The 22,352-nt window shown below is 43.9% G+C and carries 21 protein-coding genes; 11 read left to right on the plus strand and 10 right to left on the minus strand.

Annotated elements, in window-relative coordinates; genetic code table 11:
* Nucleotides 1-356: 356 nt before the first annotated feature.
* Together VPNCDNU1_RS23585 and VPNCDNU1_RS23590 are read right to left on the minus strand one after the other, a co-directional pair.
* Nucleotides 357-1,121 carry a GIN domain-containing protein gene (locus tag VPNCDNU1_RS23585; RefSeq protein WP_104402625.1) on the minus strand — a complete coding sequence of 255 codons (765 nt, stop codon included), beginning with the start codon at nt 1,119-1,121 and terminating at the stop codon, nt 357-359.
* A 146-nt stretch (nt 1,122-1,267) separates the two neighbouring features.
* A complete protein-coding gene (locus VPNCDNU1_RS23590) occupies nt 1,268-1,939 on the minus strand; it encodes a MipA/OmpV family protein (RefSeq protein ID WP_371410812.1) in 672 nt (223 codons plus the stop codon).
* A 338-nt stretch (nt 1,940-2,277) separates the two neighbouring features.
* On the opposite strand from VPNCDNU1_RS23590, the gene VPNCDNU1_RS23595 reads away from it, so the two are divergent.
* From VPNCDNU1_RS23595 to VPNCDNU1_RS23635, 9 genes are all read left to right on the plus strand, one after another.
* A complete protein-coding gene (locus tag VPNCDNU1_RS23595; RefSeq protein WP_104402627.1) occupies nt 2,278-2,922 on the plus strand; it encodes a hypothetical protein in 645 nt (214 codons plus the stop codon).
* Nucleotides 2,923-2,931: 9 nt separating this feature from the next.
* A complete protein-coding gene (locus VPNCDNU1_RS23600) occupies nt 2,932-3,615 on the plus strand; it encodes an ABC transporter ATP-binding protein (RefSeq protein WP_104402750.1) in 684 nt (227 codons plus the stop codon).
* Nucleotides 3,603-4,886 (plus strand): ABC transporter permease, encoded by a 1,284-nt coding sequence (locus VPNCDNU1_RS23605; protein WP_104402628.1) that lies wholly within the window; start codon nt 3,603-3,605, stop codon nt 4,884-4,886. Before VPNCDNU1_RS23600 ends, VPNCDNU1_RS23605 begins: the two co-directional genes overlap by 13 nt.
* Nucleotides 4,879-5,673, plus strand: coding sequence for an outer membrane lipoprotein-sorting protein (locus tag VPNCDNU1_RS23610; protein WP_104402629.1), 795 nt, complete (start codon nt 4,879-4,881; stop codon nt 5,671-5,673). The genes VPNCDNU1_RS23605 and VPNCDNU1_RS23610 overlap by 8 nt, the downstream gene beginning before the upstream one ends.
* Before the next feature lies 1 nt (nt 5,674).
* Nucleotides 5,675-6,946 (plus strand): hypothetical protein, encoded by a 1,272-nt coding sequence (locus VPNCDNU1_RS23615; RefSeq protein WP_104402630.1) that lies wholly within the window; start codon nt 5,675-5,677, stop codon nt 6,944-6,946.
* Nucleotides 6,946-7,998, plus strand: a complete 1,053-nt coding sequence (locus VPNCDNU1_RS23620) for a sensor histidine kinase (protein ID WP_104402631.1) — start codon at nt 6,946-6,948, stop codon at nt 7,996-7,998. The genes VPNCDNU1_RS23615 and VPNCDNU1_RS23620 overlap by 1 nt, the downstream gene beginning before the upstream one ends.
* Before the next feature lie 19 nt (nt 7,999-8,017).
* Nucleotides 8,018-8,800 (plus strand): LytR/AlgR family response regulator transcription factor, encoded by a 783-nt coding sequence (locus VPNCDNU1_RS23625; protein ID WP_104402632.1) that lies wholly within the window; start codon nt 8,018-8,020, stop codon nt 8,798-8,800.
* A 428-nt stretch (nt 8,801-9,228) separates the two neighbouring features.
* Nucleotides 9,229-10,362 carry an efflux RND transporter periplasmic adaptor subunit gene (locus tag VPNCDNU1_RS23630; protein ID WP_104402633.1) on the plus strand — a complete coding sequence of 378 codons (1,134 nt, stop codon included), beginning with the start codon at nt 9,229-9,231 and terminating at the stop codon, nt 10,360-10,362.
* 2 nt (nt 10,363-10,364) lie between these two features.
* A complete protein-coding gene (locus VPNCDNU1_RS23635; protein ID WP_104402634.1) occupies nt 10,365-13,517 on the plus strand; it encodes an efflux RND transporter permease subunit in 3,153 nt (1,050 codons plus the stop codon).
* A 115-nt stretch (nt 13,518-13,632) separates the two neighbouring features.
* Here VPNCDNU1_RS23635 and VPNCDNU1_RS23640 read toward each other — a convergent pair whose 3' ends face one another.
* From VPNCDNU1_RS23640 to VPNCDNU1_RS28915, 7 genes are all read right to left on the minus strand, one after another.
* A complete protein-coding gene (locus VPNCDNU1_RS23640) occupies nt 13,633-14,919 on the minus strand; it encodes an ABC transporter substrate-binding protein (RefSeq protein ID WP_237324205.1) in 1,287 nt (428 codons plus the stop codon).
* Nucleotides 14,920-14,923: 4 nt separating this feature from the next.
* A complete protein-coding gene (locus tag VPNCDNU1_RS23645; RefSeq protein ID WP_104402635.1) occupies nt 14,924-16,360 on the minus strand; it encodes an ATP-binding protein in 1,437 nt (478 codons plus the stop codon).
* Nucleotides 16,350-17,057 (minus strand): response regulator transcription factor, encoded by a 708-nt coding sequence (locus VPNCDNU1_RS23650; RefSeq protein ID WP_101111015.1) that lies wholly within the window; start codon nt 17,055-17,057, stop codon nt 16,350-16,352. Before VPNCDNU1_RS23650 ends, VPNCDNU1_RS23645 begins: the two co-directional genes overlap by 11 nt.
* Nucleotides 17,058-17,200: 143 nt before the next feature.
* Complete coding sequence (locus VPNCDNU1_RS23655) at nt 17,201-18,394, minus strand: RNA polymerase sigma factor (RefSeq protein WP_104402636.1); 1,194 nt, start codon at nt 18,392-18,394, stop codon at nt 17,201-17,203.
* Nucleotides 18,395-18,422: 28 nt separating this feature from the next.
* Entirely contained in the window at nt 18,423-18,776 is a 354-nt protein-coding gene (locus VPNCDNU1_RS23660; protein ID WP_104402637.1) for a YciI family protein, read from the minus strand.
* 46 nt (nt 18,777-18,822) lie between these two features.
* Complete coding sequence (locus VPNCDNU1_RS23665) at nt 18,823-19,332, minus strand: SRPBCC family protein (RefSeq protein WP_104402638.1); 510 nt, start codon at nt 19,330-19,332, stop codon at nt 18,823-18,825.
* Between the two features lie 12 nt (nt 19,333-19,344).
* On the minus strand, nt 19,345-19,500 hold the full coding sequence (locus VPNCDNU1_RS28915) for a hypothetical protein (protein ID WP_167404876.1): 156 nt from the start codon (nt 19,498-19,500) through the stop codon (nt 19,345-19,347).
* 399 nt (nt 19,501-19,899) lie between these two features.
* Here VPNCDNU1_RS28915 and VPNCDNU1_RS23670 point away from each other — a divergent pair, with 399 nt between their 5' ends.
* The gene (locus tag VPNCDNU1_RS23670; protein WP_104402639.1) at nt 19,900-21,108 is read left to right on the plus strand and encodes a NupC/NupG family nucleoside CNT transporter; all 1,209 of its coding nucleotides are present in this window, start codon (nt 19,900-19,902) and stop codon (nt 21,106-21,108) included.
* A gap of 201 nt (nt 21,109-21,309) precedes the next feature.
* Nucleotides 21,310-21,747, plus strand: a complete 438-nt coding sequence (locus VPNCDNU1_RS23675; RefSeq protein WP_104402640.1) for a GNAT family acetyltransferase — start codon at nt 21,310-21,312, stop codon at nt 21,745-21,747.
* Here VPNCDNU1_RS23675 and VPNCDNU1_RS23680 read toward each other — a convergent pair.
* Nucleotides 21,740-22,279, minus strand: coding sequence for an ATP:cob(I)alamin adenosyltransferase (locus VPNCDNU1_RS23680; RefSeq protein WP_104402641.1), 540 nt, complete (start codon nt 22,277-22,279; stop codon nt 21,740-21,742). The genes VPNCDNU1_RS23675 and VPNCDNU1_RS23680 overlap by 8 nt on opposite strands.
* Nucleotides 22,280-22,352: the final 73 nt, after the last annotated feature.

Below are 22,352 nucleotides of genomic sequence, written 5' to 3' on the forward strand. Positions count from 1 at the left end.
ATTTTAAAGAGCGTCAAAATTTAGGTTTTGAAACAAATATAAATACTTAAATAACAATGAGATATGGTTTTTTAAGAAGAAATGTAAAAATAAAAAAATGACCAATGTTTGAGCGGGAATATGCGGAGTGCTGTTTAGGAGTGGCCTGGGTTTTGGCGAGGTTTGCTGTGACTTTTTTAGAAATTTATTTGCTTTGAGGTATTTGATATAAAAAACATGATGTGCATCGCGTTGCTTTGTTCGTAGAAACGGAACTTTCCTTTTTTACACTTCGATTCCAATGCACAACAGGCTTAGCGTGGAACCTGAAGTGCATATATATTTAAAATGATTCAAGCTTATTTTATTTATGAAAATTAGCTGCAACCTGATTTTGAAACGGCAGCCCCCATTGTTGTTGATATATTTTGTTCCGTATCTTGCCCTATGTTGAGCAAGGTGCCTGCTGCTTGTTCTCCGGATACATATTTAGCGCCACAGAGAAATGCGTTTACGCCCATTGCGGCATCCACGTTCGCTCGCTCTATTTTGAGATCGGATTCCTTTTCATTGAAATTTGCCCCCATTGAAAATTCGGCATCTAGATATTGGACTGTACCTTCTATTTTCACATCTGCACCCATACCGGCGACAACATGAAGGTTTTTATCTGTGATCGCGCAGGGTTGAGCGTGAAGCTGGCTACCCATGATCGCTTGGATATCACTAATTGGCTTGTTGGTAATAACACTAATATCAAGATGTTTACTTGAAAATATACCGGGGTCTTCACCATCATTAGAAATGGAAAGTGTTCCGTTAGATTGGTCAACATCCAGATCATCGAGTACATCTTTATGACCTTTAGCGATAACCATTGGAGCAGAGCCGCAAATCACAGACACGCTGACATCTTTAGCGACGGAGAGGGAATGAAAATCGTCGACTGGAAAAGCGCGCTCTTCGTCTGCCAGTGCAGAGTCGGCGACAATCAATGAAATGATAACAATGGTGAACAGTAATGCATTTACTCCTTTATATGGAGAGAACATTTTTGTAGAAGAAAGCCCTTTGGTAGAAGAAAGCTCGTTGATAGAAGAAAGTAATTTGCGTAGAGAGAACCTTTTAGACACTGAAGACATAATCAAATCCATTCAAATCAAATTAAAAAGCACACATAATTGAATATATCTATTTCAATATGTGTGCCAATTTTAACTTATTGATTTTTATAGACTGAAATGATTAGGTAGGTGAAATAAACTAACTTAATTAGCTAATTTCGCCATTATTTCCCAGCAAATTTGTATGTTAGACCCAGTTCAAAAGACCAACCAAAGCTACGTTGAACAATGGGACTATCATCATCGTGGCTTTCCATTCGAGCTTTACTGATGATTACCAGCTTCTTAGAAAAATCGTACAAGCCAATTACACCTGCTTGATACACATAGCTGCTTGAAGCGTCGTACTTCATCAAGCCTGAAGCGCTTGATTCTGACGCGCTTACACCATAAAGATGCTGAGACAGTTTTCCGTCTCTCCAGTCCAGTTCTACATAAGGTGTTAACGTGAAGCGACGCATGGGGGTATCGAACGTTTTACCAAGATGAACCTGAATCTCTTTTCCTCCGTGCACAGACATCACGTCTTGCAAGTAGGTGATCCTAGCGCCTGGTGTACCCAGTGTTATACCAAGCTCCAGGTTTCCATCTCGCTCATCAATACCGTCTGGAATCGTGTCGAATGTGTTAGAAACTTGGGCAAAACGCCAATTTCCAGAAACGCCTACATACGGCAAGAGGTTGAAGTTTGCCAGGCTACCATCAATAAACCCGCGATTGCCGTAATAAAACAGATTGGGTGTGACACCAAACTGCGCTGAATCTTCTGTTGAATAGATCGACTGCCCAAACGTCCCGCTTGCGCCAATAATTCCATATTCCTCAACTGGTTCCATTGAAAGTGCTGAACCAGATACCAATGCTAATGAGAGTGCGACAATATTTTTCATAATTTACATCCATGACCTTTTAATAGGCATATAGAACCGTTCTTTGCCCATTTTCTTTCACAAGCGGCAAATAAATAGTGTGTCCAAGTAATGTTAAGCAAAAAAAATGCCTAGATTTCTAAAGTTTAACCGAGAAAGATCAACAGACCTTAAAAATCTAGGGGCAGTTTGAGTATAGGCAGAAAAACCATTCACTCCTCATATCGACCGTTTGTCGCATTCAACAGAAACGATTGCCCGAGAGCATTACAGTAACCTCGTCAACTACAGAATGGATATCGGTTATGAAAGTCTTAAAAAATGCACTCGTTATGTCGTCACTTCTTATTGCTGGAATGTCACAAGTTATCGCTAATCCATCCAATGAGTTAATTAACGAATACAATCAAGCCGCGCAAGGTGATACAGACAAAGTAGAACTTGTTTATAAGCGGTTAAATCAATTGATCCAAAGTGAAGGTGCAAAACCTTTAAGCCTTGTTTACTTAGGCAGTACACAAACCTTGCAGGGGCGTGATGCGTGGATGCCTTGGAACAAAATGAAATATGTCGAGCAAGGATTGGTAACGATAGATAAAGGATTGAATTTAATCGCTTCGCAATCTATCCCGTTAGCATCCCAGCAAGTAGTACAAGGCTTGCCGGATACCTATTTGGCTCGTGCACTGTCTGCGGCAACCTATAGCCAACTTCCCGATATGTTTAATCACTTCGATCGTGGCTACGACTTGTTTATTGATTTACTGGATGAACCTCAATTTCAGCAAGCACCGTTTGAAGCCACTTCTTGGGTATATATGTTCGCCATTGAAACCGCCATTCGCGCCCAAGATATCGACCGCGCCAATGCATGGTTGGCGCTGATGAAAGAGAAAAATGCTTCTCACCCAGAAACCCAAAAAGCCGAATCTCTGTTAGAGAAAGTGTAAGGGGGGAATATGATTCGATTCAATCATATAAAGAAGAACTACCAACTTGGAATGATTGATGTTCCGGCGTTGAAAGGTGCAACGGGCAACATTAACAAAGGTGAAATGCTCGCGCTTTGTGGCCCTTCTGGTTCAGGGAAAAGCACACTGCTTAATATTTTAGGATTGCTCGATACCGATTACTCCGGCGAGATCGAATTTGGTGGTGAACCGTTGCCAAAAGCGATGCAAGAAGCCGCACGTATTCGACGTTTTGAAATGGGGTTCATTTTCCAGCGTTTTAACTTGGTACCCGTTATGACCGCATTGGAAAACGTCATGTACCCATTAAGGCTGGTGGGCTACTCCAAGCACGAACAAAATGAATTGGCAGCGAGTATGTTAGAAAAAGTAGGGTTGGCTGAGTTCATTCATCATAGACCCGATCATTTGTCTGGAGGGCAACAACAGCGTGTAGCGATTGCCCGTGCACTTGTGAACAAACCCAAACTCGTTATCGCGGATGAACCAACCGCCAGTTTAGACAGCGAAAGTGCCACGTTAGTGATCGACATCATGAAGTCTTTAGGTCAGGAATTCGGCACCACCTTTGTTATTGCGACGCACGATCAAAGAATGGCGGATCGCTGCGACAGGGTTATTGCACTGTTTGATGGAAACATCGAGGAGGAGGCACTTAAATGGGTAAGTTAATCACATCCCTTTCAGCATGGAGTGTATTTGAAGGGCTCCGTCATGCGATTTTAAACCTTCGTCGTAATGGTCGTCGTAGCGCGCTCTCTGTTTTTATTGTTGCTATTGCTGTTTTTGCCATGGTAAGTGCAGGTGGTTTCGGTCTCTTTACTTATCAATCGCTTAAAGAGTCAACTGCAAGGGACACTGGGCATTTAACACTAAGTCTGCCAGGCTATTTTGAAGAAGATGAAGAGATGCCGCTCTCCAATGGGCTATCAAATACTCAGGCGCTTGTCGGAAAGATAATGTCTTTGGATGACGTGCGTTCGGTGCAACCGCGAATTTACTTTACTGGTTTGATTTCCAATGGAAACAAATCAACCATCTTTGTTGGCAATGGTGTCAATGAGAAAGAGTTCGACCTAAAAGGACCTTTTCTCAATGTTCGACAGGGGAGAACGCTGTCTAGCCCCCAATCTAGTCGCTATAACCCTGAAGAACCTCAAATAATGCTGGCTTATGAATTGGCACGAAACCTAAAAGTAGAAGTTGGCGACTGGGTAACTCTTCTTGCTACCACAAGTGATGGTGCGCTTAATGCTCTGGATTTTATGGTTCGCGGTATTTACTCAACAGGTATACCAGAATTAGACAAGCGTCAGCTGTATCTTCATATCAATTCTGCTCAAGAGCTTTTGGTGTCTGAAAAGATAAGCACTTTATCGGTTTTTCTGTTTGAAACAGAGCAAACCTCATCGGTGCAAGTACAGGTGCAATCCTTGATAGATAACACGTCTTCCGAGCAAGCCTACCAATTGACTCCTTGGCAAGAACGCGCTTTTTTCTACAAGAAAGTCAAAGACCTGTACGATCGTATATTTGGCATCATGGGATTGGTGATGGGTTTAGTTGTCTTCGTGTCTCTGTTCAACACCATGACGATGTCGGTGACTGAAAGAACACGTGAAATCGGCACGTTATCCGCTCTTGGGACGTATTCTAGCGAAATTATCTCTGGCTTCATAAAAGAAGCTGGGCTGTTGGCACTCTTTGGAAGCATTTTAGGGGTGATTGGCAGTATTGGTATTTGGCTATTGTTGCTTGTTGTCGACATCGATATGCCGCCACCTCCCGGTCATAGTGAAGGTTATCCGCTTCAAATCAATTTCTCCCCAGAACTTGCGGCGTATTCGACACTCGGTGTCATGATCATTTGCATCATTGCCGCTTATCTTTCTGCTCGTAAGGGCGCAAACAAACCTATTACAGAGGCTTTGGCATATGTTTAAGTTTATTTCCAGAATTGTATTGCTTGGCATGATGAGTGGGGCTGGGTTGGTGCTAACGACTGGTCAAGTACATGCAACTTCCGACGTGGCAACGCTTGACGTAAATGCAATGCTCAAAAAAGCGGATGAATATCGAATGGAGGAAGCGTCGTCCAAAGTCGTGTCTGTTGTTCATCTTTTCAAAAATAATGAAAGGGAAAAAACGCATCAATACCACGTATACACGCGTCCTCAAAGACAGTCTCTTGTGATTTTTAAATCCAAGGTAGAAGCGGGACAAAAAATGCTAATGCTGGAAGATAACTACTGGTTAGTGATGCCAAAGAGTCGCCGCCCTATTCGAATTACGCCTATGCAAAAGCTACTTGGAGAAGCATCTGTTGGTGATATTTCAACCCTGACATGGAGTGATGACTATCAAGGAGTATTTGAAAAAGTTGAAAGCTTGATCAAACCAGATGGCACTGCAGTAGAGAGTAATAAGTTGTTTTTGACCGCAAAAACCAAAGGGGCGAGTTACCATACTATCGAGCTTTGGCTTGCACCTGAAACAGACTTTCCAATTAAAGCCAACTTGATTTTGAAATCTGGAAAGGTTGCGAAAGAGGCTTGGTTTACTAAGGGCGAACGCAATGGTTTGGGAGCGGTTGTAGCCATGACCTTACTGGATAAGATTCAGCCAAACAAAAAAACACGGATAGAATACAAAGAAATCTCACCGTTTGAGCTGGAAGAAAAATATTATAATCCATCGTATTTAGTGCGAAATAGTGTGTCGGAGTTGTAACGTGACTCGTTTAAATCTCGTCTCGATCGCTTTTTTGCTATCCAGTTCTTTGAACGCGTCCGAGCTTGGTGCAAATTGGGATTGGACTGTGAGTGCGGGCTCCATTTCGCCAAGATCAAACTCTCCACTTTTTTCAAGCGGTGCGGTTAAAGAACAAAGCGTAGATGCCTTACTGGAATTGGAATTAAGTGGATTTTCAGTATCAGGGACATTTGCTTTACTAGCTAACGACCTCTATCAATCACAAAACGATGTAAACAATGAAAATCAAATCATTGTGCGTGAGCTTTTTTGGCAAGGAGAGTTAGAGCTAGGCAGTGAATATTGGGATTTTACAATAGGAAAAATTCGCCAAGATTACGGTGTGGCCTATGGCTACCGTCCATTAGATGTATTTCAACCTTATCGACGGAATCCTATTGGTATTCAAGTAGAGGAAGGTGTTGGACTATTGAGTCTTTCTCATTATGGTGCGAAAGGAGAATGGACACTTCTTGCAACCACTTCCTCGATGACTCAGCAAGAAGGCAGCGAGTTACAAGAAGCGTCAGAGCAAAATGGTCTAGGGCTTCGATATTACGGTTTGGAAGGCGATAGCGAATATCAGTTACTCGCTTATTATGACAATGTGCGCCAAGGTCTGGTTGGTGCCAGTTGGGTGACAGTTTTTGGGCATGAATGGGAGTGGCATTCTTCAGCAGTTATTCAACGTAAACACATAACGTACGTACAACCAGAGACACACTTTTCACCGGTAGAAATTGGAAAGGAAGGCAGTGCTTATCAAGCGATAACAGGCGTGACCTGGAGTAGTTATTCAGGTCATAGCGTGATTGCAGAGTATTGGTTTGACAACCGAGCATGGAGTGATGGTGAATGGAGAAATGCCTTCGAAAGCGCCACCTCTTTGCGAAACGACTATCTCCAAGATGGGTTAGCCAATTCCTATGCTTTTGGGCTTTCGGGTGCAAACTTAGTCCGACATAACATGATGCTTCACTGGACATTGGATACTCAGAACTGGCAGGGCTCAAATTGGGAAAGTGCTCCCTCATGGTTTGAAAAGGTCACACCTACCGTCGATGTCATTGTTGCACCGGAAGACGGAGGAGTAATAGCCACACCTAGAATTGGAATGGAGTGGTATGACGATGGTAATGCTCGTTTTGAGACGGAGCTTGCCGCACATTTTTATGGTGGAAAATCAGGCTCAGTCTATAAAAATCTACAAACTAGCCGTATGATTTTGTTAAATTTTAAGGGAAAATTTTAATGGTTACAGAATTTGGTGTGCTCCGAAATGAGTGGGTTAAGAGCATCACTTTTACGTCGCTATTTTGTGTGATGATCGCGATGGTAACATCCTATGTTTGGGAAGCACCTTATTACAAACATTTACTGATAAGTTTTGGATATGGTTACAGCGCAATACTTGGTGAAAGAATAATCACTTTACTCGCGCCAGAACTTTCACCTAGGATCGTGAATGTTTTGTCGTTAATACTGTCCGTGCTTGGTGGAAGCGTCAATGCACACTATTGGGTCAGTGAATATTCAAATTTTTCCACTTATGAAGACATGAAACCCATTGTCATATTGGGTTTTATTTTCAGCGCATTTTGTTTCTATTATTTCTACTCCTACGAGCAAAATATTCAAGCTAAACATGAGCTTGAAAAAGCTCGAAGAATTCAGGCTGATCAAGAGAAAGCACTTGTGTTAGGAGAGCTCAAGCAGCTTCAAAGCCAAATTGAGCCACACTTCCTATTCAACACGCTAGCAAACATCAACGTATTGATTGAGAGCGATCCTGAGCGTGCAAGAGAAATGCTTTCTCGTTTAACCGATTTGCTTCGTGCTACATTGCGAAAGAATCGAACGCAGTTCGTACCGCTAGAGCATGAACTGGATTTGCTTTCTGCTTATCTAGGCATTCAGCAGATTAGGCTGGGTGAACTTATGAGTTACAATGTCACAAAAGACGAGTATGCTGAAGCGTTGATGGTGCCCCCATTTTTATTACAGCCATTGGTTGAGAACGCCGTTGTGCACGGGTTGGAACCCAGCATGAACCGCGGGCATATTAATGTGAGTGTTACACAAAGCCAGTTTGATATTATTTTTGAAGTCAGTGATAACGGAGTAGGGTTAGTGAGTAATAACGCATCGGGTGGGCATGGGATTGGATTGCAAAACATTCGTGCTCGTTTGAAAACCTTGTTTAGCGATGATGCGAAACTCGCCGTTATACAGAACGATAGTCGCGGTGTAACCTCTCGAATCACTATCAATAAGCTGGCACTCCAAGTGCTCCTTAAATCGTAGTTTGGTGTTAGGACATAGAATGGTAAAACAAGTGAAAGCTTTAATTGCAGATGATGAGCCTCTGTTACTTCATCATATGCAAAAAATGTTGTCCGAAGTGTGGTTAGAGCTCGATGTCGTCGCGAAAGTCCAAGATGGAAAGAGTGCCCTTGAGGCCATACTGGAACACGATCCAGATGTGGTTTTCTTGGATATCAGAATGCCCGAGCTTGATGGGATATCGCTGGCAACCAAATTGAATAAACTGCAACGACCTCCTCTTATAGTATTTACCACCGCTTACGATGAATATGCCGTTAAGGCGTTTGATTTAAGTGCTTCAGATTATTTATTAAAACCCTTAAATGAAGAGCGATTACTCAAAGCCTGCCAAAAAGTGCAAGCAAAACTTGAGGAAAGCCAGCCTTCACAACCCGATTTACAATCCTTGTTTGAACAACTCAAAGGACAATCCAGTACCACACAGAGTTATCTTCATTGGATAAAAGCATCACTAGGAGATGAGATCCACCTCGTATCTATTGATGATGTTGCTTACTTTAAGTCGGAAGACAAATACGTTTCTGTATATTGTAAGAAGGAAGGTGATGCGTTTGATGAATATGTCATTCGGATGTCGCTCAAGGAGCTGCTCGAGCAATTGGATCCTAATCGGTTTTGGCAAATACACCGTTCCACAATCATTTCAGTTTCAGCGATAGATAAAGTGAAGAAAGATATGGCTGGGAGAATGTTTGCCAGAATTGGTCGTTGTGAACTTCCTATAAGTCGAGCATCTCAGCACTTGTTTAAGGGAATGTAAACTTTTCTCTATATACAGCCGAGCCTGTAGTGGCAGACTTTAAGGCAAACAGAAATTGCGTCAACACTGCAATGTTCCCTCTATCCGATCTCTTTCCAGATGCATTAGTGGAGTAACACTTTAACCTGCGTGTTATTCCCTACGTAAATCTTCTATCTTTACACATTAATATTTTAAATTGTTTTACATAATACCATTGTTTGGTTGGCATTAGTAATCATTGGTTTGCGATGGTTTTATTTTGCAATAATTTGACACACTATTACGTGAAATATTTGAAGCAATCTAACAAAATAAGTTGTCATCATAGAGTGAGAACAAGTTTTTGTTCTGCCTAAAATTGAACAGTGAGAATCACAGAACCAAACAGTTTAGTGATAAAAGATCAATAGACTCCAATAATCTGCATTTCAAAAAATGGTAAATACATGAAAAAGAAATTACTTAGCTTGGCAATTGTCAGCTCATTAATCTTGGTTGGATGTGGTGAAGTAGAAAATGGAAATCAACAAGCCGTTGCGCCAAATGTCGTCGCAGTGGAATCAACCACAATAATGCACCAGCAAAGTAAGACGTATGTAGGGAGAGTTGAAGCAGCAGAAGATGCAAGCATTAGTGCACAAGTTTCCGGTTATCTAAAAGAACGTTTGTTTATTGAAGGGCAATTTGTCGAAAAAGGGGACGTGTTGTACCAAATTGATCCTTTGTCTTTTGAAGCTCAGGTTGCGACCGCAAAAGCCTCTTTATCTCAGGCACACGCTGCGCTTAAAAAAGCAGAGCTGGACTTCAAACGAGGCAAGAACCTTCTCCCTAAAGGGAATATTTCACAGTCAGAATTCGATTCATTAACCTCCACAAAGCTTGGCGCTCAGGCGCAAGTTGAAGCGGCAGAAGCACAGCTAAAATTAGCCAATGTGAACTTATCTCACTCCCAAATTGTCGCGCCATTCTCGGGAAGAATTAGCAGCAGCAACGTTAGTATCGGTGATCTCGTTTCCCCATCTTCTGGCCCCCTTACCACGATTGTTAGCCTTGATCCTATCCAAACCAGCTTTAACGTTAGCGAACGAGAACGTTTAGATTTTGGTATGGATAAAGTGAGCGGCGATGGTGCGGGTGCAGCCAACGCATTAGATGTTGTGATTGAGCTAGAGAACGGAGATGTTTACGAACACAAAGGAAAGCTCGATTTTATTGGCAACCGTATTAATTTGAATACCGGAACAATCTCTCTTCGAGCAAGTGTCGATAACCCGGAACATGCCTTGTTACCTGGCCAACACGTTCGAGTTGCGATTCAGGAACGAAGTGCTGAAGAAGTTATCGTGATCCCGAGAAAATCTGTGCAAACGGATCTTGAAGGTAACTTCGTTATGGTTGTTACGGAAGGAAATATCGCTGAACGACGAAATATTGAAATGGGTCGCCAAACGGCTGAAGGCGTTATCGTTACCGAAGGCTTATCGAAAGATGAGCGTGTGATAACGCAAGGCTTACAACGTGTCAGAAATGGAATGCCTGTCAATGTAACAAACTCTGATACTGCCAATACTGGAGCCTAACTATGCTGAGTCGCTTTTTTATCCAGCGCCCTAAGTTTGCACTGGTCATTTCTATTATTCTGACACTCGCAGGGGCGATGTCCTTAATGGTGCTCCCCGTTTCGGAATACCCTGAGATAAGCCCGCCATCCGTGAATGTTACGGCTTACTACACAGGCGCTAGTGCAGAAGTTGTAGAGCAAGCCATCGCCGATCCGATAGAAACGTCAGTCAATGGTGTGGAAGATATGATCTACATGTCTTCCAAAAGTGCGAATGACGGTTCGTATTCTTTAAATGTGACCTTCGATATTGGCACCGATCCGGATATGGCACAGGTGAATGTGCAAAACCGAGTGACGCAAATCGAGTCAAAACTCCCTCCAGAAGTTCGAATGGTTGGAGTAACGGTGAAGAAAAACTCACCGGATCTTCTCATGGTACTGAATTTCTTCTCACCTGAAGATAAGTACGACGATCAGTTTTTGATTAACTACATTAACCTTAACGTCAAAGACCAGCTTGCTCGCGTAAAAGGAATCAGTAATGTCAGCGTTATCGGTGGTGGCGAATACGCTATGCGCGTATGGCTCGACCCTGAAAAACTCGCAAGCTTAGGCATGACGACTTCGGATGTGCATGCCGCTTTAGCTGAACAGAATGTGCAGGTTGCTGCGGGTAATATTGGTGCCGCGCCTTACGCGAACCCTCAAGATGTTCAGTTTAATTTGGTTACAAAAGGGCGCTTAGAAACGGTAGAAGAGTTTGAAAGTGTCATGCTTCGCGCGAATCCTGATGGTTCCGCTGTGTACTTGAAAGACGTTGCAAGAGTTGAACTTGGCAAAAACTTCTACAACGGAACGGGTTTATTCCGTGGGCATGATGCATCAATCGTTGTCTTGACTCTGCAATCGGGTGCTAACGCATTAGAAAGCGGCGGTTTAGTGATGGATCGCTTAGGGGAATTGTCAGGAACCTTCCCCGAAGGTATGGCTTATGAAACCAGCTACGACACAACACTGTTTGTTGAAGAGTCGATAAAAGGGGTAGTGAAAACACTCATCGAAGCCATTCTCTTGGTCATCGCTGTTACTTACCTGTTCCTTGGTAGTGCGCGCGCCACGCTCATTCCGGTTATTGCCATTCCGGTATCACTTATCGGTACGTTTGCCATTATGTTGGCGACGGGCTTTACGATTAACACCGTTACGTTATTCGGTTTGATTTTGGCTATCGGTATCGTGGTGGATGACGCCATTTTGGTTATCGAAAACGTCGATACAATAATGAAGCGCGATCCAAGCTTATCGCCGAAACAAGCGACGTTAAGAGCAATGAAAGAAGTAACAGGTCCAATCGTTACATCAACATTGGTTCTTTTGGCTGTATTTATCCCCGTAGCGATGCTTCCTGGTATCACGGGTATCATGTATCGCCAATTTGCCCTGACCATTTGTATTTCAGTGGTGATTTCGTCCATTAATGCGCTGACTCTTTCGCCGGCAGTGTGTTCGTTGGTATTGAAACAGGGAGGCGGCAATACCGCCAAATGGTTTGAAAGGTTTAATCGCGGCTTAGATAAAATCACTCAGCAGTACGGAAAAGCAGCGGGCTTTTTAGTTAAAAAAGCGATTTTAGCGTTGGTGTTCTTCGGTGTCGCGGTGGGTGCCGTTTCTTACTTAGCGAAAACAACGTCGACTGCGTTTGTTCCTCAAGAAGACAAAGGCATCATGCTGGTTAACGTTCAGTTGCCTGATTCGGCTTCATTGTCTCGAACCGAAGCGGCAACAGAAAAACTGATGAACCTAATCAATGAAGAACCGAGTATAGAAGGTGTAACGGTAGCAAATGGTTACGCTTTCCTTACTGGCGCTGCAGCTTCGAACGGCGCATCGTTGTTCGTAAAGTTAAAAGACTGGAACCACAGAAACAGTATGGAAGGTGATCATTCTTCCTTTGCTGTGACTGCACGGATTAATGCTCGTGCCGCGCAAGAAATCCCTGAAGCAGTCGTATTTGCTATGGGTGCGCCTGCCGTACCAGGTATGGGAGCAGGATCGGGTTTCGAATTTGTGTTGGAAGATGCATTGGGCCGTGACCGAGGCGATTTGGCTCAGGTTATGGGCGAGGTGATGGCAAAAGCCAACGCGCAGCCTGAAATTCTTTATACCTACAGTACATTCCGTGCAAACGTCCCGCACTACTATCTTGATATCGATCGTCAAAAAGCGAAGCAACTTGGTATTCCATTGGGAGAGATTTTCCAAACACTGCAAGGTAACTTGGGTTCGATCTACGTCAATGATTTCACCATGTTTGGTAAAAACTTCCGCGTCACCATGCAAGCCGATGCGGAGCATCGTACTGACATGGAAGATCTCGGGCGTTTTCATGTTCGTAGCCAAAAAGGCGAAATGATTCCACTGAGCACTTTAGTCACCTATGAGCAAGTGTTTGAGCCAGATGTAGCGTGGCGTTATAACATGTACCGTTCTGCGGTTATTCAAGGGGAAGCGGCACCAGGGTATTCAAGTGGTGATGCGATTGCGGCAATGGAGCGTGTTGCGGCAGAGGTGTTGCCTCATGGTTATCAATACGAATGGACAGGTTTGGCGTATCAAGAAAAGTTAGCGGGTAATCAAGCGATTTATGCTTTCGCCCTTGCGCTGATTTTTATCTACCTGTTTATGGTTGCTCAGTACGAAAGCTGGACGATCCCACTGGCGATTATTTTAGTGGTTCCGGTTGCAACCTTAGGTTCTTTCATTGCACTGAATCTAACGGGTATACCGCTTAACTTATACGCACAGATAGGTTTGGTTCTGCTTATTGCGCTCGCCGCCAAGAACGCCATTTTGATTGTGGAGTTTGCGAAATTAGAGCGAGAAAATAAAGAAGTTGCCATTGAAAAAGCGGCGGTTAAAGGCGGTGAGCTGCGTTTCCGCGCCGTCAACATGACGTCTTGGTCGTTCATACTGGGTATCACCCCTCTGATTTTTGCATCCGGAGCGGGCTACATCAGCCAAAATTCACTGGGTGTTTCTTTGGTGGGCGGTCTACTTTGTGTGCTTCTTGCTGGTACGTTCTTGATCCCAAGCTTCTACGCCATGGTGCAGAGAAAACGCGAGAAGTTCCACGGCGGCAGCACTAAGCTGGTAGAGCTAAAAGATGAATAGCACGAAAAGTTACAAATCATAAAACCCAATACCCCAGACGTGTTCTGGGGTATTTTTTTAGGTATTGTTTTTGCCAGCTCTATCCCCAAGAGAATCTCAAGATGCTGGTTATAGGTTAATTACTGCTGGCGATGGAAACGATACGCGTGATGACGGTATCAACTGAGATACTGGTGTCTTTGAAGAAGCGGAACAACTCACTATTGATGGCGTGTTGTTCTATTGGATTGACCGCCATGGAATCCGTCATACTCGGTACCGCGAGGTTATTGATGCTCGCTCTAATGAAATCGCGCTGAGATTGCTGCTGGCAAGGGTTAAAGTTGCTGAGTGAAATGTCTTTTCGAACGGGAATGGAGCCTTTTAGCTGATTGAAGGAAGACTGAAAGTCTTTATCTGCCATTACATTAGCGAGTTTATTGGCTTGTTGCTGATCAAAAGATTTTCGCGACATAAAAATGAAGCTATCCATATTGTACAAAAACACCGACTGGGTCTGCGGCGCGGCATAACACCCGATGTCTTCTGGAACCTGTACACCGCGTGCCATGAGATCGCCCAGTATCCAGTCTCCCCCTAATTGAAAGAGCGCTCGATTCTCGGCAAGAGATTGCGTTGCGGTGTCCCACTTTGAATCCGGCTGTGTTTTGTGAACAAACTGACTGAGTTTACGAAAATCACGCAAAATCGCTTTCATCGTGTCGGACTTTAAACTGGTGGAATCAAGCTGCACAAGCGTTTGGTAGTAAAAATCGACGCCTCCTTTTGCTAAAAGCAAGTTTTCAAAAAGCTGAACTACTTGCCAAGGCTGCATGCCAATAGCGAGCGGGGTAATGCCCTGCTGGTTTGCTTTGTCCATGGCATTGAATAATTCATCCCAATTAGACGGCACTTCAAGGTTTAATGCGCGAAGATTTTTATGGTTAACCCAAAGCCAGTTCATTCTGTGCAATGTAATAGGAAGTGCGACGTACCCGTTATCGGTGTGATTGATGGACTGTGCGAGCGGGTACAAGTGCTGATCCCACTCTTGAGCTTTGGCGGTGGTATTTAAGTTATGCAAAATCCCAATGGCATCCCATGAACGGATAGCAAGCCCTTCTATTTGGGCAAAGTGAGGAGTGTTTCCTGCCAATGCTCTTGCTTGCAGAACCGTCATCGCGCTGTCTCCACCGCCGCCAACAACGGAGGCGCTACGCAGCTTGATGTTGTGTGAATCCAGCTGTTTATTGAGTACATTGAGTGCTTTTGTTTCGCCTTGCGATGTCCACCAATGTAGGAACTCTATTTCCGTTGTGCTTGTGCTTGTGCTTGTGGTTGAGGCTGAAAATGTAGCGGCGACTGAAAATGTGGCTGAGACTGAACATGCGAATAGCGTTGCCGCTAAAACCATACGAATCATCTTGTTAACCTCTTGGGAATGTCAGTGTTGCGCATAAGCCACCGGTTGTTGCGGGTTGAAAAGAAAGATGACCGCCGTGCGCTTTAACGATGCTTTGTGTGATAGTGAGGCCAAGACCATTTCCTTCTTTATCGGAGGTATTTTCGATACGAAAGTAAGGCTCACAGATCTTGTCTATGAGCGCGGGCTCCACCCCATTTCCGTGGTCCCAAATGCTGATAACCAATGATTCTTCTGAGTCGTTGACATCGATTTCGACTTTCTGACCGTATTTAATGCCGTTATCAATTAGGTTTTGCAGGCAACGCTTCATGGCTAAAGGTTTGCCCGCATAGGGTTGCGCATTGTGTGAGTGAACTAAGATTGTCGAACTACCATTTTGTGTGGCGCTAATGATGTGTTCTAGCAGAGCAGGGATATTGATGAGTTCGATCTCTTCATGAATGTCTGTGGCTTTTATACATTGCAGCGCGCCTTTTACCATCAAGTCCAGATCATTGGCGATTCTGGAAAAACGCTCTCTGTCTTCAGCGTTATCGAGCATTTCAGAGCGTAACTTTAAACACGCAATAGGGGTTTTTAAATCATGAGAAATAGCGCTGAATAGCATTTCACGATCGTTTATGTGGCTATCAATTCTACGATTCATCTTATTGAATGCATGGATGGCGGCGCGAAACTCAGAGCTGCCTTCTTCGCTGACATCTGGGACCTTTAGCTTGCTAGACATCAAAGTTGCTGCCTTTGCCAGTGCTCGGATTGGGCGTAATTCTTTGCGAACGACCAGCCAAGTACAACCGAGCAATAAAAATGCTGATAAAAACATGGTAAGCCACTCTCTGATGTCGAAAAAACTCGTTTCCAAATTGACATAAGGAGCAGGCAAGACAGCAGCGAGGTAAAACCATTCACCCGGCGCAACTTCAATTTGCATCACTAATATAGGCGGATTAATGTCGCCGTAAGACAGAGTGTAATGTGCCCACAATAAGGGGAGCTCATCGATAGGCAGTTCGTTGTTAAAGACTTTAAGGTGTTCTCGTAACGTGAAATCGATGCTCATGCTGCGGATATTATCCAGCTCGCTTCCGAGTACCGCTTTTACTTCATCAATAACCAGTGATTTTCTCTCGCTTTCTGCAATCGGCGTGAGTGGGATTTGATGATTATTGAGTGAAACAAAAAAGCGTGTACCGCCCATATTGCGCAGTTGGTTGAGCACGAGGTGGCGATATTCCGAGGGAAGCGTTTGAAAGAAAGACACCGTCGATGATGCACTGAGCGTTAAACTTCTTATTGTATTGAGTAATCCTTGTTTGTCTTTGTTGGCAGAATGTTGATACCAAATCGCACCAGACAGCAATTGGGCGAGCACGATCACGACAAGAAGAAACAGAGAAGTCCGCGAAGCAAGGGATCGTGGAATGAGGTTAATGTTCATAGCTTACGCCTGACGTGAGCATATAACCTTTGCTGCGGACGGTCAGAATGAGTGAACGATCTTTATCATCCAAATGGTGGCGAAGTCGGCTGATTTGAACATCAATGCCTCTTTCTAGTGGGTCGGCATCTCGCCCCCAAATCTCCCTAGCAATGTCGTCTCGGGTTAATATCGATTCGGGGTTTCTGATGAATAGAGAGAGAAGAGAAAGATCCGCACCAGACATCTGTTTGGTGGCTTGAGTAGATAAATGGATCAATTGCCTAGTCACCGTATTGAGTTCCCATTGAGCAAAACGAATACACTTGGGAATCGCATTATCGGAGGAGATTTGGCTTCTACGGAGAATGGTTTTTATCCTTGCAAGCAACTCTCGTGGGCTAAATGATTTTGTAATGTAATCGTCCGCGCCCATTTCCAAGCCTGCGACTCTATCGGCTTCTTCCGTGACCGCAGTGAGCATAATGATGGGGATATCTGAGGTTTTTCTTAGCTTTTGACACAGTGTGAACCCATCTTCGCCTGGCATCATGATATCTAGGATGATTAAGTCTGGTGTGTGATCAGCTAAAAATTGCCACATTTGGGTACCGTTCTCAGCACTGACGACAGTAAATCCAGAGCGTCCTAAATAGTCAGTTAAAGCCTCTCGGAGCTCCAAATTATCATCAACGACTAGAATTTGTTTGCTGTCCATACTGTGCTCCTTTCATTCCGTGCTTGGTATGATGCATGGATTACGGAGCCAAAACAATTCGTAGAAATCACATTTATATCATGTATTTGTAAGTGTTCTCTTACAATGCGCCAGTACCATTTAACCAGAGTGCAAACTCACCGTTAAGTCAGCGCATTCCGTTTGGATTCTAAGAATCGAATAGTGGGTGTATCGGTAGCAAGAGAGATGGCTTTCTCGTAGCTAGTGAGGGCTTTTTCTTTGTTACCTGTTTGAGCATAGAACTCGGCACGGGCTGCCCATAAAGGTTGAAAGCCAGACCCAATGTGCACTTCGACTTTGTCCAGTTGTTCGAGTGCTTCATTAAATCCTAATACATGAGCTAGCACCACAATGTTTGCAACAATGGCACCTGCAGACGGTGCGTATTTCAGTAAAGCAGGGTAGAGTTGGCTTAACGCTCTCCAATCGGTCTTATTGGTCTGTTTTCTTGCCTGATGAATGGACTGAATAGCGGCTTCAATCTGGAAGCGCCCAACTTCATCCAAATGATAGGCATCTTTCAGCTTTCGATGAGCGTATTGAGAGAGTGTATCATCCCATAACGTCATATCTTGCTGATCAACAGGGACAAGAACGTCGTTTACAATTCTGGCTTTACAACGCGATTGACTCAATGCAATGAGGGCTGCCAACCCTTTCGCTTCAGGGTTCTCTGGCATTAATCCTGTTAACATATCGGCTAGATAAAGAGCCTCCTCTCCAAAGTTGTCGTTTGGGTCTAGCCAATCGTATGTGTGTAGTGCATAAATGGCTTCAAATATCGCATTTTGACGTTCCCCCAAATGGGAGGGATCTGGGATCGCAAAGGGTATGCCTGAATGTCGGATTTTGGCTTTTGCGCGTACCAGCTTTTTGGTTAACGCAGCCGGTGAATACATAAAGAGTCGGGCTATGACTTTTGCCTCAATCCCCAGTACCGTTTGCAGCATGAGAAGTGTATGCAGTTCTGGTGATATGGCGGGGTGCGCACACACCATCATTAGCTCTAATCGTTTGTCGGGTAACATATTTTCATGTTGATCCATTTCGCATCCCTCTTGTATTTCCGATTCCTCAGGGAATTTAGCAAGTTGACGTTGCCTATCGGTAATGCGATTTTTTGCCACGGTCATTAGCCACGCTTCAGGGCTTTTAGGGATACCGTTCTCCACCCAATGAGTGAGCGCTTTTTCAAGCGCACCTGCCAAAGCATCTTCTGCCAAGGCAATATCGTGTGTTCTGGCGGAAAGAAAAGCCAAAAGCTTACCGTATGATTCACGTGCCGCCATTTCGACGGCACGGTATTCGTTATTCATAACACCTCATTGTTCTAAAAATACAGCGTTAATAGGTGCCCATAGCAGAAGCACGGATTTCGACTTTACCCACTTTGGCGGCTGGGCATTTTTCTGCCCAAGCTAACGCAGCATCTAGGTCCGCCACGTCAACAACGAAGAATCCACCTAATGTCTCTTTTGTTTCTGCAAATGGGCCATCTTGTACATGTTTCTTCCCACCTTTCACGCTCAACGTTGTGGCTGTCTCTACAGGTTGGAGCCAATCTGTATCAACAAATACGCCCGCTTTCTGAAGCGATTCTATGTATGCACCGTAAACCTCTTTTTCGGCCGCCCAGTCTTCAGGTGTCATGTGAGCAATATCAGCGGGATCGGTGTAGAGTAAAAATGTATAGCGCATAATGTTCTCCTTAGATGTTTTGTAATGAATATAATCTGGTTTTGAGTTAAACGACCCGAGCTAAATTGGTCAGCCCTTTTTCAAAGGTTTTGCCTACCATTTCGTCCATAAATAACCCGAACACTCGTGAAATTGGGTTCATCCCTAAATCCATTTTCATTTGCCATGTAACCAAAACGCCATTTTTGTTTGGTTCTGCTTTAATCATTTGTGTAGGTTGTCCCATGGCTCCTAAGTTAATGTTGTACTGAACAGAGGTATCCGATATCGACGCCACGGTTTGACTTCCCTTGCCGTCTTTTCCGTTAAAGTGGAAACCAGAGCCAACACCTGTTTCAGGTCCAAAATGAGTGATTTTCAAATTGGGATCTTCTGACTTATAAGGGTTGAATTGCTGATAGCCACGATTGGAAGACGCTAGTTCCAGTACTTTTTTGGCACCAGAAGGAAGAAGCGTGTTTCTTTCAACTTTAATATGCCTTGGCAGTAAAAGCGCGCCGACAGACAACAAAATTAAAATGCCTATAATCGACATAAAAATAGTAGTAAACGTCATGTTGTTTCTCCTTTAATTAACAAACTGTGCGTTAGGTAAAGCAATATTGCTTTCACTCATATGACGAACCAGTTTTTCTTCAATGGACATTTTCAAAATAAAAATATTCAACATGCCGTTTATTTTTTCTCGATGGTGGAAACCTTCACGCGTTAAGGCGTGGATCATTTGAAGCAAACGTTTGTATTTAACAGTGAATCTTAAAATTGCTTAAGTATTAGTCGCGCGAACGTTTGCGTATAAAAATGTGATGAATATCTCAATTTGATCTCTATACTTTTCGATCGGTTATAAGCCGAGGCTGATAAATTCATCGTTTTTTCGTTCAAAGCGATGAATTATAAATAACCAATACAAGCCGTCACAAGGAGTGCTCGATAGGGCAGGTGAATGACCCCAAGGACCGGACCAGCTATTTTTAACTGCTTGTAAAGGTGAACATTCAATGACTTTTATGTCCTATTCTCCCTTGGGTTGGTTTCATACCATGCCCAGTCAAACTTGTTTTCTGTATTCCGCTCTGCAATTTAATGCTTCCACTTTTTACTGCCGATAACAGGAAATCTGATGACGATTCTATTTAGCCTTTTGGGTGTTTTTACCCTGTTACTTTGTGCGTTTCTTTTTTCTGAAAACCGTAAAGCCATAAACTGGAAAACCGTGTCGCGAGCTTTGATGCTTCAGGTTGGGTTTGCTGCATTAGTGCTTTATTTCCCATGGGGACAAGCGGCCTTAACAACTTTGAGCAGTGGAGTGTCGAGTTTGCTCGGTTTTGCCGATGAGGGGATTGCCTTTCTGTTCGGTGACCTTGCCAGTACGGGTTTTATATTTGCGGTTCGAGTTCTGCCGATCATCATTTTCTTCAGTGCGTTAATCTCGGCGCTGTATTACCTTGGCATTATGCAAAAAGTCATCGAATTTATAGGTGGTGGGATCCAAAAGTTTCTTGGAACAAGCAAAGCAGAATCGCTCGTTGCGACGGGCAATATCTTCTTGTCTCAAGGAGAATCTCCACTCCTAGTCCGTCCGTTTCTTTCCAAGATGACACGATCAGAATTGTTCGCGGTAATGGCGGGCGGTATGGCTTCTGTTGCGGGCAGCGTTTTAGGCGGCTATGCAGGGTTAGGCGTGGAATTGAAATACCTGATCGCGGCGAGTTTCATGGCGGCACCGGGCAGCTTACTGATGGCAAAGGTTTTGGTGCCAGAGCAAGGAACACCTGCGCAGAACCTTGATGTAGAAATGGACAAAGCTGAGCAAAGTAATGTGATTGATGCATTGGCGAGTGGCGCTATGAACGGAATGAAAGTCGCCGTTGCGGTAGGAACCATGCTCATCGCTTTTGTCAGTGTGATTGCTATGGTGAACACAGGATTGGAATCGTTAGGAGATTTAGTTGGCTTTGGAGGCATTACCCTCCAAGCTATCTTTGGCTATATCTTTGCGCCGTTAGCATGGGTAATCGGTGTTCCGGGCAGTGAAGTGCTTGCCGCTGGTTCATATATTGGTCAAAAGGTGGTCATGAATGAATTTGTCGCCTTTATCGACTTTGTAGCAAACAAAGATGCGCTTTCAGAACATACACAAGTGATTGTCACTTTTGCTTTGTGTGGTTTTGCGAATATTGGTTCAATTGCCATTCAGCTGGGTTCTATTGGTGTTATTGCGCCAGAGAGACGTTCCGAAGTGGCGAATTTGGGCTTTAAAGCGGTATTGGCTGGTACGTTGGCAAACCTAATGAGTGCGTGTTTAGCGGGTTTCTTTATATTGCTTTAGTAGAGCCAGAGGGACAAAGGGTACTTAAGTACGCAATTTGTTGATTTTTAAAGGGCTGGGGTTTTCTCAGCCCTTTTATTTTTGTACCTTGAGATACTATACCCAAGTAACCTCAAGATGCTCGGTTCAGCGGCTCTGAATCCTGCATCTTGAGGTCACTTGGGTATATGAATAGCATTATTAGCAGAATAAAGGACAAAAATGAAAATACGGACATTTAAGGATTCTGATAAACAGAGAGTCATTGAATTATGGAATGCCTGTGGATTGGTTGTACCGTGGAATGATCCCAGTAAAGACATAGACATAAAAGTTGCTCATGACCGCGAGTTATTTTTGGTGTTAGAGCAAGATGGTCAAATTACCGCAAGTGTGATGGGCGGGTATGAAGGGCATCGAGGTTGGGCTAATTACTTAGCGGTGGACCCAATTTTTCAGGGCAGTGGGGCAGGAAAAGCGCTAATGGATGCGCTGGAAGAAAAGCTTTTAGCGAAAGGTTGCCCTAAAATTAACCTCCAAATCAGAAGCACCAATGAGAAGGTGATCGCCTTTTACAAACACTTGGGTTATGCGGTGGATGAGTCAGTGAGTATGGGTAAAAGGCTGGATGGCGTTGTGGTAAACAAATCGCCTAGTTAGCTTTTGGTTTACCGTAACTGGCGCTAACAAATTCACGTTCTTCAACGGCTTTTTCTTTGTTTTCATACGCAGCCAACGCGTAAAGCGTATTGGCAAGCAAGTTGGCGTAGCGAAATAAAATCGGAGCAGGAGAGCGTTTCCCGTGATGCTCAATTGCGACTAAAGCACGTACCGTTTTCTTCGCTTGGCACCTTGCCAAATGAAGTTCAGCGGACGTGTTTGAACCCCCAGGTAAAACGAACCCTTTGAAACCGCCGTCTAATTGATCTCTTAAGTGATGATAGTCGGTTTTCAGTTCATCAATTTGGGATTCGTGTATGGCTATTTTGCCTCTAACCGATCCATTTAAATGGTAGATATTGGGCTGCATTCGTTCAAGAATCTCCCTTGTAACGGGCTCAATATCCATCGTTAAAAGCAACCCAACCCGACAACACAGATCGTCGGCAGCTATCTCAAAGTCGCAAGTGGGATTGTCTTCGTAAATAAAGGGGTAACAGAATTCATCCCAGTCTTTGCTGATCGGCTTCATGGTGTTTCCAGTGCTTAAAGTCTACAAATCTTAGGATCGGAAGACCCTGTAACAAGCGCTCTAAAGTATCATC

This window comes from Vibrio penaeicida (assembly GCF_002933855.1).
In the GTDB taxonomy this organism is placed as follows: domain Bacteria; phylum Pseudomonadota; class Gammaproteobacteria; order Enterobacterales; family Vibrionaceae; genus Vibrio; species Vibrio penaeicida_A.